Origin of the sequence: Planktothrix tepida PCC 9214, assembly GCF_900009145.1 — a bacterium.
Taxonomy (GTDB): Bacteria; Cyanobacteriota; Cyanobacteriia; order Cyanobacteriales; family Microcoleaceae; genus Planktothrix; species Planktothrix tepida.
The window spans coordinates 59,627-76,156 of the sequence record NZ_LN889796.1; the positions used below are offsets into that span (position 1 = coordinate 59,627).

Annotated in this window: 12 protein-coding genes; 4 read left to right on the forward strand and 8 right to left on the reverse strand. The window is 38.8% G+C overall.

The genetic code is table 11. The features are described from left to right. Nucleotides 1-17 precede the first annotated feature (17 nt). Nucleotides 18-2,711: a chloride channel protein gene (locus PL9214_RS10855; protein ID WP_072718838.1), complete on the forward strand. Its 2,694-nt coding sequence runs from the start codon at nucleotides 18-20 to the stop codon at nucleotides 2,709-2,711. A 13-nt stretch (nucleotides 2,712-2,724) separates the two neighbouring features. On the opposite strand, the gene PL9214_RS10860 is transcribed toward PL9214_RS10855, so the two are convergent. The 3 genes from PL9214_RS10860 to tnpA form a co-directional block, all read right to left on the reverse strand. Next, entirely contained in the window at nucleotides 2,725-2,985 is a 261-nt protein-coding gene (locus PL9214_RS10860) for a Mo-dependent nitrogenase C-terminal domain-containing protein (RefSeq protein WP_306341361.1), read from the reverse strand. Between the two features lie 214 nt (nucleotides 2,986-3,199). Then, nucleotides 3,200-5,524: a penicillin-binding protein 1C gene (pbpC, locus tag PL9214_RS10865; protein WP_072718840.1), complete on the reverse strand. Its 2,325-nt coding sequence runs from the start codon at nucleotides 5,522-5,524 to the stop codon at nucleotides 3,200-3,202. A 285-nt stretch (nucleotides 5,525-5,809) separates the two neighbouring features. Then, nucleotides 5,810-6,208, reverse strand: a complete 399-nt coding sequence (gene tnpA / locus PL9214_RS10870; RefSeq protein ID WP_072717176.1) for an IS200/IS605 family transposase — start codon at nucleotides 6,206-6,208, stop codon at nucleotides 5,810-5,812. Nucleotides 6,209-6,243: 35 nt separating this feature from the next. On the opposite strand from tnpA, the gene PL9214_RS10875 reads away from it, so the two are divergent. Together PL9214_RS10875 and PL9214_RS10880 are read left to right on the forward strand one after the other, a co-directional pair. Then, nucleotides 6,244-7,470: an RNA-guided endonuclease InsQ/TnpB family protein gene (locus PL9214_RS10875; RefSeq protein WP_222425192.1), complete on the forward strand. Its 1,227-nt coding sequence runs from the start codon at nucleotides 6,244-6,246 to the stop codon at nucleotides 7,468-7,470. A 70-nt stretch (nucleotides 7,471-7,540) separates the two neighbouring features. Next, nucleotides 7,541-8,191, forward strand: a complete 651-nt coding sequence (locus PL9214_RS10880; RefSeq protein WP_072718841.1) for a TapB family protein — start codon at nucleotides 7,541-7,543, stop codon at nucleotides 8,189-8,191. Nucleotides 8,192-8,232: 41 nt separating this feature from the next. Here the strand turns inward: PL9214_RS10880 and PL9214_RS10885 are convergent, their stop codons facing one another. Continuing rightward, nucleotides 8,233-10,134 carry a serine/threonine protein kinase gene (locus tag PL9214_RS10885; protein ID WP_083579973.1) on the reverse strand — a complete coding sequence of 634 codons (1,902 nt, stop codon included), beginning with the start codon at nucleotides 10,132-10,134 and terminating at the stop codon, nucleotides 8,233-8,235. A 231-nt stretch (nucleotides 10,135-10,365) separates the two neighbouring features. Between PL9214_RS10885 and PL9214_RS10890 the strand changes: the two genes are divergently transcribed. Then, on the forward strand, nucleotides 10,366-11,457 hold the full coding sequence (locus PL9214_RS10890; RefSeq protein ID WP_072718843.1) for a hybrid sensor histidine kinase/response regulator: 1,092 nt from the start codon (nucleotides 10,366-10,368) through the stop codon (nucleotides 11,455-11,457). A 22-nt stretch (nucleotides 11,458-11,479) separates the two neighbouring features. Here PL9214_RS10890 and PL9214_RS10895 read toward each other — a convergent pair whose 3' ends face one another. The 4 genes from PL9214_RS10895 to PL9214_RS10910 all read right to left on the reverse strand — a co-directional run bounded on the left by PL9214_RS10895 (nucleotide 11,480) and on the right by PL9214_RS10910 (nucleotide 16,428). Then, on the reverse strand, nucleotides 11,480-12,403 hold the full coding sequence (locus PL9214_RS10895) for an RluA family pseudouridine synthase (RefSeq protein WP_245824240.1): 924 nt from the start codon (nucleotides 12,401-12,403) through the stop codon (nucleotides 11,480-11,482). Nucleotides 12,404-12,443: 40 nt separating this feature from the next. Then, nucleotides 12,444-14,402: a TolC family protein gene (locus PL9214_RS10900; protein WP_072718845.1), complete on the reverse strand. Its 1,959-nt coding sequence runs from the start codon at nucleotides 14,400-14,402 to the stop codon at nucleotides 12,444-12,446. Between the two features lie 45 nt (nucleotides 14,403-14,447). After that, nucleotides 14,448-15,632: an ABC transporter permease gene (locus PL9214_RS10905; protein WP_072718846.1), complete on the reverse strand. Its 1,185-nt coding sequence runs from the start codon at nucleotides 15,630-15,632 to the stop codon at nucleotides 14,448-14,450. A gap of 88 nt (nucleotides 15,633-15,720) precedes the next feature. Next, on the reverse strand, nucleotides 15,721-16,428 hold the full coding sequence (locus PL9214_RS10910) for a uracil-DNA glycosylase (protein WP_072718847.1): 708 nt from the start codon (nucleotides 16,426-16,428) through the stop codon (nucleotides 15,721-15,723). Nucleotides 16,429-16,530: the final 102 nt, after the last annotated feature.

Sequence of the window (16,530 nt, forward strand, 5' to 3'; positions counted from 1 at the left end):
AAAATTCTATTGTCTTTATGCGGCGCATCTCTATCCCCAGAGAAATTTCAGTTCTGAACTCTAAAATTTTATCACCCACCACCCCTAAACGTTATGCCATTATTGAAGCTTGCTTAATAGGCTTAGTGTCTGGTTTAGCTGCATTCTTATTAAAACAAGGGGCTGGATGGTTAGGGTCTTGGCGAATTTCAGAATCCTTAAATGCTGGGGTTCCCGCTTGGATTTTTCTTCCGGGTGTGGGATTAATCGGGGGTTTATTAACCGGTTTTTTGGTGGAAAGATTAGCGCCAGAAACGGCCGGAAGTGGAATTCCCCAAGTCAAAGCCTCCTTAGCAGGAGAACCCATTTCTCTTGATTTTCGAGTGGCATTTTCTAAACTCATCGGGACGATGTTTACGATGGGCTGCGGTTTAACGTTAGGACGTCAGGGGCCAACGGTGCAAATCGGTGCCGCTTTAGCCGCTTGGATTAGTCGCTGGGTTCCCACTTCTCCCAATTATCGCCGACAATTAATTGCTTGTGGAGCCGCTGCGGGGTTAGCTGCTGGATTTAATGCGCCTATTGCGGGGGTGTTATTTGTAGTTGAAGAACTCCTACATGATGTGTCAGGAATTACCCTTGGCCCTGCGATTATTGCCTCTTTTCTTGGGGCGGTGGTTTCCCGTTTATTAGGAGGTCAAGAACTCAGTGTTTATGTCACAAGAACAATTATATTAGAAACGGTACAGGATCGATTACTATATGCTAGAGAAATCCCTTTATTTATTATCTTAGGAATTCTAGCCGGAGTTTTAGGAACAATTTTTAGTCGCAGTATTATTGCGGGTTCAAAATTTAATCGTCGGGTGTTAAAGTGGGGATTGCCACAACGCATGGCGGTTGCTGGTTTATTATCCGGTTTAGTCGTATCTTTCTTGCCTCTTTCCTTTAGAAATAATACCGGAATTCGAGAATTAATTTTAAGTGGGGAATTGCCCTGGCAAACCAGTGCTTTAGCATTTACAGCCCATTTTATTCTAACCGCAATTGCAGCCAGTTCCGGCGCACCTGGAGGATTATTTGCCCCTTCTTTAGTCTTGGGTTCGGCGTTAGGGCATTTAGTGGGAAGTTGGGAATCTGAATTCATGTTAGGAATTGACCAACCCACGATTTTTGCTTTTGCAGGAATGGGGGCTTTTTTCTGTGCTGTGGCGCGAACACCGATTACGGCCGTTGTCATTGTATTTGAAATTACAACGGATTTCGGATTAGTTTTACCCCTCATGATTTCTTCTATTGTAGCCTATTTAATTTCTGAAAAAATTGATTCTGAATCACTGTATGATCAGTTATTAAAATTAAGTGGAATTGAACTCAAACCTAATCAACCCATTGATGGGACTTTAGAGAAACTAAAGGCTGCGGATGTGATGCAACGAAATGTTGAAACCTTACCCGATAATTTCACTTTAGAACAAGTGATTGAAGCTTTTGCAAAATCTCACCATCGCGGATTTCCTGTCGTAGAAAAGGGTAAGTTAGTGGGAATTATTACCCAAACAGATTTAACTCAAATTAGTAGTCGCCAATTCCCTGATCATACCCCCATTGATCAGTTAATGACAACCCAACCCATTACCGTTGGCCCTGATGATAATTTAACTCATGTTTTATATTTATTGGGTCATTATAAACTCAGTCGTTTACCCGTTGTAGAACATCATCATTTAGTGGGAATTATTACTCGGAGTGATATTATTCGTGCCGAATTAGGTCAAATTAGCGGGGAAGCAACCCAAGTGGGGCGACATCATGAAGCGTCTTATATTGCCTATCAAACCAGGGGGCCAAAAACCGGAAATGGTCGTTTATTAGTCTCATTATATAACCCTCAAACTGCCCCAACTTTATTAAAAGTTGCGATCGCGATCGCTCAAGAACGTAATTATGAATTAGAATGTTTAACGGTGATTACAATTCCCTACAGTCAATCTCCTTCAGAAACTTCAGTTCGGTTAACTAAAAGCCGGCGTTTATTACAACAAGCTGAACGTTTAGGACAAAATTTACAGATTTCTGTTCATACTCAAATTCGAGTTGCCCATGATGTCGCCCAAGCAATTTTAGAAACCACTCAAAATGAACATATAGATTTATTATTAATGGGTTGGCATGGGGATAAATCAGCCCCAGATCGGATTTTTAGTAATGTGATGGATGCGGTTATTCGTCAAGTTCCCTGTCAAGTTATGTTAGTTAAATGGGCGAAACATCAAATTTCAGATGATCCTCAAATTGATGGGAATTTAGATATTGCGGCTTGTCCGGTTTTGGGTTGGCAGCGTTGGTTAGTTCCCGTGAGAGATACCTTAGAACATTCCGTTTCTGTCCCTCTTTTACCTGCATTAACTAAGTTAAGTTTATCTCCTCAAATTCGTCTTTGTCGGGTCGTTAAAACAGTTCTTTCTAAACAGGAAATTAGAGAATTTCAGCAAGCTTCAGAAGATTTAAGTCATCGCTTAAATACGGATGTCATTTTTACCACTGTTTGTTCTAATTCCGTATCAGAAGCGGTCATTGATTTAGCAGATAAAGATCAGTGTGATGTGATTGTATTAGGCGCAAGTCGAGAAGGAATGTTAAGACAAGTGATTCAGGGAAATATTCCAGAAGCGATCGCTAAAAATTGTCACTGTACCGTCATTTTAGTGCGACCTGCAATTAAAAAATAATCGATTTCAACGGTTAAATAGTCATGCCACATTCATCAACTAAATAACACATTGCCCGAAACCGTAAACCCATTAATTGTTCATAAAAAGGGTTGAGTTTGCACAAGGGAGGAATATGCAAAACGGTATATCCAAAAAGTTTAATATCCCGTGCAAAGGGACATTGTGCTGGAATTACCCGATATAAAAATAGTGCTACATCAGGGTTATGAATTTCCAGATTATCTAACCATTGACGCAGAGGGTTCAGCAGATCACAGATCAAGTTACGCATAAGCATCTCCACTTGTTAGGGGACAATTTTGCCGTGTTGTTTTCGGTTTCCTAGTTTCTACTTTACAAATCTCAATCAATAATTAGGTAAAGGATTTGAAAAGAGTTGCTCGAAAATTATAAAAACTTTGTAAAGCTTGAAAATTTGTATTCTCAACTACAATTTAATGATCTGAGAAACCGGGTTTCAGGTTAGAGTTATTAATTATCTAAGCCTATTTATTAGTATTAACCACTGAAAAACCTCGACGATAGGGTTTTTTATCCGCTATTTGCACTTGAAATTGAACAGTATTCTGTTGAGTTCCCTGTTTAACGGTTAACGTCCATTGTCCCGGTTGCAATTGCCAAAATAAAGAGTTAGCAGACTGAACCTTTAATTTGTTACCATTTAACCACCATTCCACAGACTCTTGAGAAGGGTTAATAATTTTAAATTCTAATTGAGAAGCATCTCCCGAATTCATCACAAAATAATCATCCGGTTGAGGCGAAATAATTTTTAATTGATGTTGGGTTAATTGAGGATGAGGTTGTCGAGATAACCATTCATTATATTCAGAATTTAACGCAAATTGAGGAGAATTTTTATAATATTCAGGAATTGCTTTAGGATTAAAATATTCTAATACAGTTCCTCCTGAACAATCTTCTGTCGGACGTAACCCAGTTGTTGCACAAATCGGTAATTCAACTAACCCTTCAGGTTTGGGAAAATTACCCGGTTCTTTTGTTTCATGTAAATGCAATAAAATTCGATTCCATAAGGGTGCTGCACCCGTTACCCCAGAGACATTTTGCATCCCTTCACCGTCAAAATTTCCCACCCAGGTTGCAACGGTATAATCTGTTGTGAACCCGACCGTCCAAGTATCTCGATAATTAGAAGATGTTCCTGTTTTCACCGCAACTGGAAAGGGTAAATTTAACACAGAATCAATCCCAAAAGAATGAGATCTTGCATGAGCATCACTTAATATATTCGTGATTAATTGCCAAGTGACAACAGTATCAATAGACTGTGAATTATTATTTTGAGGTTTTATTCTACTCAGCATCACATTAGGTTTAATAATTTTACCCTGATTTGCCATAATTAAATAAGCTTGGGCTAACTCCCATAAACTAACTTCCCCACTTCCTAACGTTAATCCTAAACCATAATAATTATGAGAATGAGTTAAATGTTGAAAACCTAACTGTTTTAATCGTTCTAAAAATACAGGAACGGTTACTTTTTCTAATACTTTTACCGCCGGAACATTTAACGAATTTGCTAACGCGACTCGCACCCGTACTGGGCCTAAAAAAGTTTCACTATAATCCGTTGGACTGTAAAGCTTTGCCCCCGGAATTGCATAATAAGTCGGAACATCTGCTAAAATTGTATAGGGTTGAATTATCCCTTCTGCTAACGCTAATTCATATAAAAAAGGTTTCAACGTTGAGCCGGGTTGTCGCAACGCTTGAACGCCATCATTTCGCCCTAATTGATCGCTATTAAAATAATCGGGAGAACCGACATAAGCTAAGACTTCTCCGGTATTATTATCAAGGACAATAGCAGCAGCATGATGAACGTTATGGTCTTTTAAACTACTCAAAATTTGCTGAATTTGGGCTTCAATAAATTGTTGTAACGGACGATCTATTGTGGTTTTGATATTATGGATTGACTTTTCTACCTTGTGAGTCATAACCTCGGAATTTGTTAATTGTTCCGTTAGCCAAAATAGAAAATGAGGTGCGGCGATAATTCCTTGTTGTTGGGGTTGAAAGGCTAATTTTTCTTGATAGGCGCGTTCCGCTTGAATAGAAGTAATATATCCATCTTCAACCATACGCTTTAATACATAATTTTGACGTTTTTTTAACGCAGATAAATTATGGTATGGATTTAGATCTGTGGGGTCATTTGGAAGGGCTGCTAATAAACTAGCTTGGGCTAAATTTAACTCCGATGCTGAGGTATTAAAATAGATTTTTGCAGCCGCTTCAACACCATACAAATTCCCCCCCATCGGTAAACGATTAATATAAGCTTCTAATATTTCCTGTTGATTCATTCCGGCGGTCAGTCGCCAAGATAACCAAATTTCACTAAACTTATTCGGTAATGTGCGGGGTGCAGGTTCTAATAACCTGGCTAATTGCATCGTAATGGTAGACGCACCGCTAACAATTTGTTTGGCTTGAAATGCTTCTAAAATAGAGCGAATCAGAGCAATAGAATCAACCGCCCCATGTTGATAATAGCGTTTATCTTCGGCGGCAATAATCCCGTTAATAAAATCCGGTGAAACTTGACTTAAACGAACAATTGCGGTATGATTTTGATTAGAACTCAGAACAGTTCCTAAAGGTAAATTATTGCGATCGCTAAATTCAAAAGCCACATCTTTTTGTTGAATATCTTCTGCATGAATCGGCGCAAGATAAGGAAGCGATCGCACCATTCCCCCGAAACACAATATTAATAGACTTGTTCGGATCGCTGGATGTCGAAAACAATACAAAATTTGGGGTGGAATTCTGTTCATCTTTCAGCCTCATCATGGATGATTATGATTAATATTGGCAGTGCAATTGTTTGATAATCTGGAAATTAATCAAAGTCTTAACAACTGACTGAATTGTTCTACACTTGAATATTGTTTATTTACGGATTAAAATCTATCCTAGAGTAGCGACTTAGCTTGATCATTCGCTGAGAGATGCAACCTGAGCCTGAAACGGTTCCCAATTATGTTTTACAATAACCGTATTCAAAGCCCACGTCTTTCAAGCGTGGGATGTAGAATACCCGCCTTTAGGCGGAGTGAAGGCTAGTGAGAGTTTTGGTTAGCAATATACTTTTTGATAGTTTCACTAGAAACAGAACCAGCCGTCCCACAATAATAGCTTCGACTCCACAAAGAAGGTAGTTTAAGTAAATGAGGAAATTCTTTTCTTAATATTCTTGATGATGCCCCTTTGATTCTGAACATAATTTGATGTGGAGCAATCAAAGGGTGACAACTAATAAATAAATGCACATGATCAGGCATTATCTCCAGAGCTAGGACATCACATTCTAGCTCTTTTGCTTTTTGGTAGATAATTTCCTCTAATCTTCTGCTCACTCCGTTAACCAACACCCTTTTCCTCCTTTTTGGGCAAAAGACAAAATGATAGTTGATCAGACTAACTGATGTGTTTTTTCTTCTATATTGATTTTCTGTCATTGTCGATACACACGATTCATCAACCTTATGTTATCATGGATGACATGACAAAAATAACTCGGACGATTAAATTGAAATTCGTGGATCTCAACCGTTGTAAAGCTCAGGTGTTTGAGCAAATGACGGCAGAAAACACACGGGTTGCCAACAAGCTGTTGTCATTGCCGATTAAAGAACGGCGTAAAATGACAACAGCTAAAATTATGTCCGAGTTAAAATCTGCCCTTGTTAACCAAGTAATCCGACATACCACATCACCCACAGGTCGTAAAACCAAACAATATAAAGTTCTTCCTGTGGAAGTTAACAACCAAAACTGGAAGTTAACCCTAAAAGGGAATACTTATTCAATTAGTTTTCCAACCCTTAAAGGTGAAAAAAGAATTCCCATTGAAGTTGCATCTCCCCATTGGCAACCTGTTTTAGACGGATTGTTAGAGGGAACAATTCAAGGGGGTTCTTTTAAATTAATTAAACATCGAAATAAGTGGTATGCCTATCTGTCAATTACTGAGGATGTTCCAGAAGTTAAGACGGAGAAAAGATTAGGATGTGACCGAGGACAGAATAATTTAGCGGTAGTTGCACCTAAACAGGGTTTTGGTAAGTTCTTTAATGGTCAAAGCGTTAAGCATCGGAGACGTTATTTTCAACAACGAAGAAAACAACTTCAAGAAGCTAAAAAGTTTCGAGCATTAAAGAAATGGGACAAAAAAGAACGACGATGGATGGATGCAATCAATCATACAATCAGCCGTCGAATTGTTCGTTTTGCCGAATACCATAATGCTGATGTTGTTATTGAGGATTTAGAAGGATGTCGAAGCACAATGAAACAGAGCCAAAAATCTCGTTCTGATTCCGGTGAATCTCGACATAATTGGTCTTATTATTCTTTGGAACAGAAACTTAATTATAAGTTGGCTCTTAAAGGATTGAAATTAATTAAAAGACCTGCGCCATACACTTCCAAATCCTGTTCAACCTGTGGTTTTATTGGTAAAAGAAATCGACATGATTTCAATTGCCCTAATGGTCACTACCATAACTCTGATTTGAATGCTGCGAAAAACCTAGCTCAATGGGACGGTTTTTCTTGTCAGTTAGACCTACAGAGAGATGCTTCTGTAATGGATTCATCCGGTTTAACTGATGGGGTGCTTGGCACACCCCTGAACTCGGTGAATACAGTCAAACAAGAGTATATTCAACTGTCTCTGCTTGACTGGACTAGATACGAGAATCCCACCCCTTTAGCGTAGCGCAGGGGTGGGAGTGTCAAAATTTGAGTATTAGGGTTTAATAAAGTAACAGAGTGTTGAGAGAAAAATAATGTTCAACCGGAAACGCTTTTTGGGATTATTTCTAACGATTGTTTTGGTGATGATAGGGTTCAAAACCTTTGCGGAAACACCACCCCACGATTATTTTCCTTTACCTGTGGGGGGAATCTGGGAATACCAAGCAAAAACGGCTGATGGGAAGCAATCTAAACTAACTGTTAAAGTTGAAGGTTTAGAAACTCAAACCGATGGAACAACGCTTTATAAAACCGAAAATAATTTAGGGTTTGCACCGTTTTATATTTGGTATGCTAAACCCAGTGGACTCGTAAAAGAATATCGACAACTGTATACCTTTGGGGGAAATAACACAGAATATCGCTTAGAACCGCCAAAAACGATTCTCAAAAATCCTCCTTCTCCTGGGGAGACTTGGACTTGGGAAGGTCAAGAAATTGCGGTGATGACCACAGAAGTAAAAGAAAATTATGAAGTTGTTGGAACGGAGGATATTGAAGTTCCCGCCGGAAAATTTTCAACGTTTAAACTCGAAATTAATGGAACAAAAGCCGGAACACCCTTTAAAAAAGTGGTGTGGTATGGAAATTTGATTGGGCCAATTAAATGGCAAATTTTTGATGATAAAGGAGCCTTAAAAACAACAACAGAACTTGAAAAATACACCTTTCCTCCTAATTAAATTAAGAGAAAACTGATTTTTCAAAACTTATTTAAAATTAGCTAGTTGCTGATGGGAGAAGTTAAAGGGGATGTAGGAATATTAGATTCTGTTCCATAGTTAGGCGTTGAAGTCATCGGGGTTGTTTCTTCAGAAGAAACGGGATATTGGGGTTCTACAGGAACCGTGGGTTCAGAATAAGAATTAGGAACAGGTTCTTCTGGTAATAAACCTCCCCCGCCCCCCGGTGTCGTCTCCGTTGGTAACGTCCCATTCCCATCTTGAGAATAATTGGATTCTGGCTCTGTAGAAGGTGAAATTGTTGAATCATTATCACCGGAATAGTTTGTTACAGGAGCCGAAGCCGAGGAGTCGGTAACATTCGGTTCTAATCCTACTTCAGGAGAACTGCTTTGTTCTGGCGGAGAAAGTAAATATTCTTCTAATTGAGATTCTGAGGTTGATGAGCTTTTCCCTTCTATTTCAGTAGCAATGCTAGTATCACTAGATTGCTCAACGGGTGAAGTTTCTTCGGTTTTTGCTTCTGCATCGGAAGGTTCTACTGTTGAGTCATATCCCTCTTCTAAAGGTTGTTCTGTGGAACGTTCCGCCGCGACTTCCTTGGGATTTTGAGTTTCAACAGAAGGATTTTCAAACATCGGTTCTGTGGAATCTAAATTATTAAAGGGATGATTCAATTGAATATTGGTTTTCTGACTAATAATGTAGCCATAACGACGGGTAAGATCAAATCCAACCCAACCAAAAAATAAGGATGTAATTAAGAATAAAATCGGCAGTAAAAAACCCAGGGAAGGTATCGTTTCTTCCGGTTCCCAAGTCGGAATCGCAACAGGAACAGGTTGAATTTGTGGGGGTGGGGAATTGAGGGGAAAACTGGGTAATGTCGCAACGGAAGTTAAAGGTTTTTCCTGAACAGAAACGGGGGTTTCAACAACTGCTTTTACCGCTACAGATTTGGGGGGAACAAGTTCAACAACACTAGAATTTTGAGGTTGAATCACAGTATTAGGAGATTGAATCGTTGTCGCAATGTCTTCAATGGGTAAAAAAGCAATCCATTGGTCAACACTTTGAGGACGTCGGGAGGGTTCAATTTCTAATCCCCAGTAAATTAATCGTTCTACAACGGGACTCAAGGTAGGTTGAATTTGTCTTAAAGTCGGTTTAGACGCGCTGAGTAACTGTTGTGTGGCTTCATTCACTCGCAATGGAGCTTCTAAGGGAGGTTCACCCGTTAACAAACAATAGAACGTCGCTGCCAAACTATAGATATCCGTGGCGGGAGTTAGGTGTTGATGGGGGAGATAATGTTCTAGGGACGCATAACCGACGGATAAAACCCGGTTACGGATGGGAAACTTGACACTCGGTTCAATAAAGCCACTGGTTAAGCCAAAATCAACTAACGTGAGGATGTCTGTCCCTTGATGGCGCAGGATATTCCTCGGTTGCAGGTTACAGTGAAGTAAACCGTGTTGATGTAGGGTTCTCATGGCCGAAGAAATCTGGCGGATATATTGCAGCGCCTGATGAACCGATAACGGAGAATGCGCGCGTAAGGTTTCTTCTAGGGTTTGACCCGCAATATAATTCATCACCAAATACGGTAAACCCTTTTCTTCAAAGATGTCCAGCACACGGGCAATATTAGGATGCTGACACTGGCTTAAACGCTTGGCAACTGTTGCAAATTGCTGTTTGATTTGGGGAAAATCAACGGAGGTGATGAATTTAGGATGCAGCGTTTTAATCACAACCGTTTGATGAGTGAGAGGGTGCATGGCTTGGTAGGTCACACCAAACTCCCCTTGACCCAGAACAGCATCAATCCGATATTTGCCGTTCTGGAGAACGATTTCCTGCGTTAGATTCATTGTGTGATTGCTAACTCCCCACCATATACTATCGCCCATACTATAACGATCAAATCGTTTTAGCATAGTCTACCTTTGGTTCTGGGATTGTAGCGCATCTGTGGAAATTAGCCAACTATATAGGGAAGAGGGAACGGGGAAGGGGAGATGGGGAGAGGGGGAGATGGGGAGATGGGGAGATGGGGAGATGGGGAGGTACTGGAAGAAGATGTTAATATGGTTATTAAAAGTAATAAGCATATAAAATTCAGAAAATCAAATCAATTGCCAACATTCCTGTTATAAACTGGGGGAAAAATGGGAGACATCAGAATTTTGATCGTGGAAGATGAGTTGCTAATTGCCAAGGGATTAGCAAAAAAATTAGAAAAATTAGAATATGTTGTCGTTGGAATTGCGTCTTCGAGTGAATCAGCATTACAAAAAGTGGAAGAAACTCAACCAGATATAATTTTAATGGATATTGTCATCAAGGGAGATTTAGATGGAATTGAAACGGCAAAACTCATTCAGGAAAAATTTAATATTCCCGTTATTTATGTAACCGCTTATGCCGATGATGAAACCTTAGAACGAGCCGAAGAAACAGAATCCTATGGATATATTCTAAAACCGTTTAAAGAGCGAGAAGTTCATGCCGCTATTAAAATTGCATTAAAAAAACATCAATCTACATTAAAAATGCAGGAATCTTTAAAAGAGGCGCAAGCTGTTACCGATGAAAAATCTCGGTTTTTATCCATTGCTTCCCATGATTTAAAAACTCCTTTAACCGCCATTCAAATGTCTGCCGGAATGTTAAAAGATTATAGTGATAAATGGACGGAAGATAAAAAACAAAAACATTTAGATCGGATTCAAACGTCGGTCAGCAATATGAACAATCTTTTAGAAGAGTTGTTAATTTTAAGTCGGGCTGAATCTGGAAAACTAATCTTTAACCCAGAACCGACTCAAGTTGTGACATTTTGTCAATCTATTATCGAAGAAATAAAACCGCTTTCTCAGGCTGAACATCGAGTTTTATTCATGAGTTCTCAAGAAGTCATACACGGAAATTTAGATAAACCTTTACTGCGCCATATTTTGATGAATTTGTTATCGAATGCGATTAAATATTCCCCTAATGGGGGTACAGTCAGCTTAAAAATTCATCAAGATGGTCAATTTATCTGGTTTGAAGTCGCAGATGAAGGCATTGGTTTACCGATGGATTATCAAGCTAAACTCTTTCAACAATTTGAACGGGCTTCTAACGTGGGTAATATTAAGGGGACGGGGTTAGGATTATCCATTGTGAAACAAGCTGTTGATTTACACCAAGGTCAAATTAAAGTTGAAAGTGAAGTCGGAAAAGGAACAATATTTACCGTCACACTACCGTTATAAATTATCATGATCTTTTCGGATTCTAACGACGGCGTAAGACCTCTAAAAGTGTAGTTAACGGATGAGGGATAGGGGCGATCGCTTCAATTTTTTCTCCCGAAATCGGATGATTTAACGTTAATTTCCAAGCATGAAGAGCTTGTCCAGGTAAATTCACCTTGATTGCTTTTCCTCGACTATATTCAGGATCACCGACAATGGGATTTCCCATAAACGCACTATGCACCCGAATTTGATGGGTACGTCCCGTTTCTAAGGTAAATAACATTAACGTATAGTTCCCGATGCGCTCTTGAATTTGCCAATGGGTAATGGCTTCTCGCCCTCCTTTTTCGAGGGGAACAATTGCCATTTTTTTGCGATCAATCGGATGACGACCAATGGGTTGATTAATGGTTCCTGATTCGGTTTTTGGAACGCCATAAACCACCCCTAAATATTGACGACGGGCAGTTTTTTCTTTAATTTGAGCTTGTAAACTTTGCAAAGCAAAATCCGTTTTGGCCACCACCATCGCCCCGGTGGTATCCTTATCTAAACGATGTACAATTCCAGGACGTTGTACCCCGCCAATTCCTGCTAATTGATCACAATGAGCTAATAACGCATTAACTAAAGTATCATTCTGATGTCCCGGTGCGGGATGAACCACTAACCCCGCAGGTTTATTCAAGATTAATAGACAATCATCTTCATATAAAATATCCAAGGGAATATCTACAGCTTCCAGTTCTAAAGGTTGGGGTGGGGGAAGAATAATTTCTAAGCGATCGCCCGTTTGCACAGACAGTTTTTTAGTGGTACAAACTTGTTCATTAACTTTCACCCATCCCTGACTAATTAAGGTTTGAATCCGAGAACGAGACAGATCAGAAATTTGTTGAGATAACCACAAATCTAACCGTCGATTTTGTTGATCGGGAGGTAAATTTTCCGCATCTACCATTAACTGAATTAAAGTGGAATCATTCATTATTTTGCAAAGGTTATTTTTCCAGAGTAATCTCTAATTTATCTAAGGTTATACCCAAACTTTGGTATAAATTGGTTAAGGCGTTTAGATAGTCTATTTTAGCATTTAATTCATCATTTTGAGCTTGGGTTAAATCCGATTGAAATCGAACTAAATCGACAAGGGAAGATCCAGGTACGCCTAACTCAACTTTATCTTTCTCGTTGCGAAGTTGTTCTTCAGCTAACTGGGTTGCACGTTTAGATAACTCAACTTTTTTCCAAGTAGCTTCAATATCTTGTAACCTCTGACTCACATCAATCTCAATTTTTTGAGTCGCTTCTGTTAAGTTATTTTGGGCTTGTAAAACATCGATACGACTGCGTTGAAAATCACGTTCTAAGGTTTGATCACCCAAGGTTTTACTAAAAACTAATCCGGCTCTTAAATCCGTTTGATTGTCAATAATATCCGGTGCTGGTTCATGTCTTACCTCCGTTCTAAAATCGATATTCCATCGACGGTTATTTTCAGCAACAACTAATTGGGTTTTAAATTTTTCTAAATCTAATCTGGCTTGTAAATAATTGGGCTGGTTCTCAAAGCCTAACTGTTTAACTTCACTAGGCTCCAAGGTTTGGGGTTGAATTTCTAAATTTTCAGACGCTATAATATTAACATTCTCATCAATATCTAATAATTCCAATAAATTCAGTCGTTGCTGGTTTAAATTATTTTGGGCATTTAACAAAGAAATTTCTTGATTAGCAACGCGAGTTTGTACAGTAATTAAGTCGGCTCTCGGTCTGCGTCCAGCCTCAATAAAAACTTGGGTATTTTCGACTTGCTGTTGTGCAATAATTAAAGATTGTTGCTCAATTTTAAGTTGTTCTTGCGCTTGTAGTAAATTGCGATAAGCTAAAATTGTTTCGGTAATTTTATCAATTAAAATTGATTTTAATTTAAGTAAATTAATTGTTTCTTGAATTCGAGCAATTTCAACGGAAGCTCGATTAACTTTTTCACCTGCACCTCTTAATAAAGGTTGATTAAAAACGACTGCTAAATTTTGTCTTAAAACATCTTGATCAGAAAACCCTGAACCTTGATAATTTCTCTGTTGTCTTTGTCCAGTCCACTCCAAATTAAGTGCTCCTCCGGTGGGAATTCTAACAAAGACTTTCGCTGATAATATTAAACCACGAGTCATTGTTGTTAGATTTCCCTGAGTAATATTATCCCATCCAATCGCTAAACTGGGTGTAAAATCAGGATTAAATTTATCTTCAGCAACGGCTAAATCTTGACGTTCTACCACTCGTTCTAAATATTGATTTTTAATCGTGCGGTTATTTTCTAACGCTAAAATAATCACATCCTGCAATGTTAATTCAACTCCATCTTGTTCAGAAACAACCGGAACCGGGGAAGCAGGTTGAAGATTAGACGGCTGTTGGGTCAACATTTGGTATTGAGGACGACTAGCCGTTAAATTTAAAGGGGTCATACTATTCTCAATACTTTCAATAGTCGTCTCAACTTCAGAAACATTATTGTTGCTAGTTAAAGCTTGAGGACTCGGATTTAAAATATTAATATTCTCATCTAATAAATTAGGAGGTATGGAGGAATATTGATTAAGGCTAAGTTCTTCTAATAATGGAAGAGAAGGGTTAGATTGAACGTTAGGTGCAGGGATTAAATTTCCCCTAAAATAGGGTAGAAGATCCCCCGAAATCGGTTTAGAAATTGGATTAAGAGTGGGTAGAGATTGGGAAGTGGAAATTGGGGGAGAAAACCATTCTAGCTTTGAGGAAAGACCAGAAGATTCAGGATTTTCAGGTTTAGAAGGAAGTGCCATTACTACAATTCCCCCTAAACCTGATATTAAAGTTAGAATAATCCCCAAAGGTAACAAATTTAAGAGTTCAGATTCTTCCCCAGGTTCAGGGTTAGGTGATGATTCTAACTCTAAATTTTCCGGTTCCTTCATAACCCTCAAACCCTCGTTTTGTTAAGAATTTATATTCTTTCTGCCCTATTCTCCTCTTAAAGCCTTTACTGGGTCAAGTTGACTGGCGCGTAAAGCGGGGAAAAATCCGGCTCCCACTCCCACTAATATAGCTGAACTTAGGGAAAATATAGCGGTTTGGCGTTCAAATTTATAGGGTAACTTAAATTGTTCTGCGATAACAACCGTCGCCCCATGAACCGTGACAATGGCAGTTGTTCCTCCGATTAAACTTAAAATAGCGGCTTCTAAAATAAATTGCAACATAATATCTAATTGGGTTGCTCCTATCGCACGTCGTAGTCCGATTTCTGGAGTCCGTTCTATGACTGAAGCAATGGTAATATTAGCAATACCAACCCCTCCGACAATTAACGCGATCACACCGACAACTAATAACGCTTTAGAAACAGAATCTAAGGTTTTTTGCTGTTCTAAAATATCCTCAATTGTATTCCACGTTCTAAACTTATACCCAATAAACCGTTGTTCTAATATTTTTTTAGCTTGTTCCTCTAAAGTTTCTAAATCTTCAATTTCATAGGGACGTAACCACATCATTCTAATATTTTTTCTGCCTGTAATTGCACTATAAATTGCCATCGGAACATACAGAGAACCCGTTGGTTCTTCCTCCTGGCTTTGTTGAGTAGCAACAATCCCAATCACAGTATAAGGTCTAAAATTAAGATAAATACTTTTTCCTAAAGGATTTATTTTTTCAAAGAGTTTATCAGCCAAAAATTGATCAATAATTAGCACTGGTTGATAGGTTTCAAAATCATTAGACGTAAAATCACGTCCAGCCACTAACTTACGTCCTGATGTGTTTAAAAAATCGATTGTTGTAGCTATAGCAGAAGGATTAGCTTGCTGATTTTGAAAAACAACCTGTTGATCTCTCATCCAATTTATGCCACTAATAGAGCGTAAAGATTTCAACTGTTGTTTTAATATTTTTAGATCTTCTAAAGTCAGTTGTGCAGACTCTTTTGTAAGAGGATTCCAATCTGGAAATATACGAATTTGTGGTGCATCTCGTTCAGCTAATTGTTGCTCAATGACCCCACGGCTAATATTACCGACTTGCAAAGTTGCATTCACCGCAGCGACTCCCATAAATACCCCGATTCCTGATAAGAAAGAACGGACGGGATTGCCTAATAAAGAACGACAACTTAATTGAACTAAACTCAGAATAGAAAGACCCATAATCCTGTTGACTCAATCTGACATCTAGCAATCTACGCCGAGGTTGTAATATTTTATCGTAGGGGTTGGGCCTGCCAACCCTCTAATTTTAAAGAGAGATTAATTCATTTAATTTATCACGAACTGCTTGAATATCTTGCCACATTAACCATTTCGGTGATCCGGTTTCACGGGAAGGATTTCTTAATAAATAAGCAGGGTGAAAAATCGGCATACATAATCGCCCTTCCCATTCCATCCATTGCCCCCTAATTTTAGTAATTCCCCGTTTATCGCCTAAAATAGATTTTACCGCCGTTGCTCCCGTTAATAAAATAATTTTGGGATTCACTAAACGAATTTGTTCTAATAAATAAGGTTTACAAGCTTCCATTTCTTGAGGCGTTGGGGTGCGATTATTGGGAGGACGACAGCGAATTGCATTAGAAATATAAACCTCTTGATCGGTACTTAAACCAACGGATTCTAAAATTTTTTCTAACAGTTGTCCTGAACGTCCGACAAAGGGTAAACCCTGTTCATCTTCATTTTGACCGGGTGCTTCCCCCACAATCATAATCGGTGCTTGCAGATGACCTCGACCGATGACCGCATGGGTGCGATTTTGTCCTAATTCACACCGATAACAATGATTACAATGGTTAGAAATTTCTTCTAAAGTTTGATAAGTTCCTACAGGAATTTCAATTTTAGCATCAGTCGGAATTAAATCTCGATTAAAATTCGATGACACAGACGGAGGGGAAGGTTCAGAATTGTTGAAATCGAATAAACTCAATTGTTCGTGATTAGACATAGTAGGGGTGTTGACGGTTGACTGTTGACGGTTGGTTTTTCACCGACAACCAACACTATTTTAATGGCAGGCGGAATTTCTGATGTTGCAACTCTTGACTGT

Coding starts and splice junctions, on each gene's coding strand:
- PL9214_RS10880 (WP_072718841.1), top strand. CDS start 7,541: ATGTTCAACCGGAAACGCTTTTTGGGATTATTTCTAACGATTGTTTTG.
- PL9214_RS10855 (WP_072718838.1), top strand. CDS start 18: ATGCGGCGCATCTCTATCCCCAGAGAAATTTCAGTTCTGAACTCTAAA.
- tnpA (WP_072717176.1), bottom strand. CDS start 6,208: ATGACAGAAAATCAATATAGAAGAAAAAACACATCAGTTAGTCTGATC.
- PL9214_RS10860 (WP_306341361.1), bottom strand. CDS start 2,985: ATGCGTAACTTGATCTGTGATCTGCTGAACCCTCTGCGTCAATGGTTA.
- pbpC (WP_072718840.1), bottom strand. CDS start 5,524: ATGAACAGAATTCCACCCCAAATTTTGTATTGTTTTCGACATCCAGCG.
- PL9214_RS10905 (WP_072718846.1), bottom strand. CDS start 15,632: ATGGGTCTTTCTATTCTGAGTTTAGTTCAATTAAGTTGTCGTTCTTTA.
- PL9214_RS10895 (WP_245824240.1), bottom strand. CDS start 12,403: ATGGTAGATGCGGAAAATTTACCTCCCGATCAACAAAATCGACGGTTA.
- PL9214_RS10890 (WP_072718843.1), top strand. CDS start 10,366: ATGGGAGACATCAGAATTTTGATCGTGGAAGATGAGTTGCTAATTGCC.
- PL9214_RS10875 (WP_222425192.1), top strand. CDS start 6,244: ATGGATGACATGACAAAAATAACTCGGACGATTAAATTGAAATTCGTG.
- PL9214_RS10910 (WP_072718847.1), bottom strand. CDS start 16,428: ATGTCTAATCACGAACAATTGAGTTTATTCGATTTCAACAATTCTGAA.
- PL9214_RS10885 (WP_083579973.1), bottom strand. CDS start 10,134: ATGCTAAAACGATTTGATCGTTATAGTATGGGCGATAGTATATGGTGG.
- PL9214_RS10900 (WP_072718845.1), bottom strand. CDS start 14,402: ATGAAGGAACCGGAAAATTTAGAGTTAGAATCATCACCTAACCCTGAA.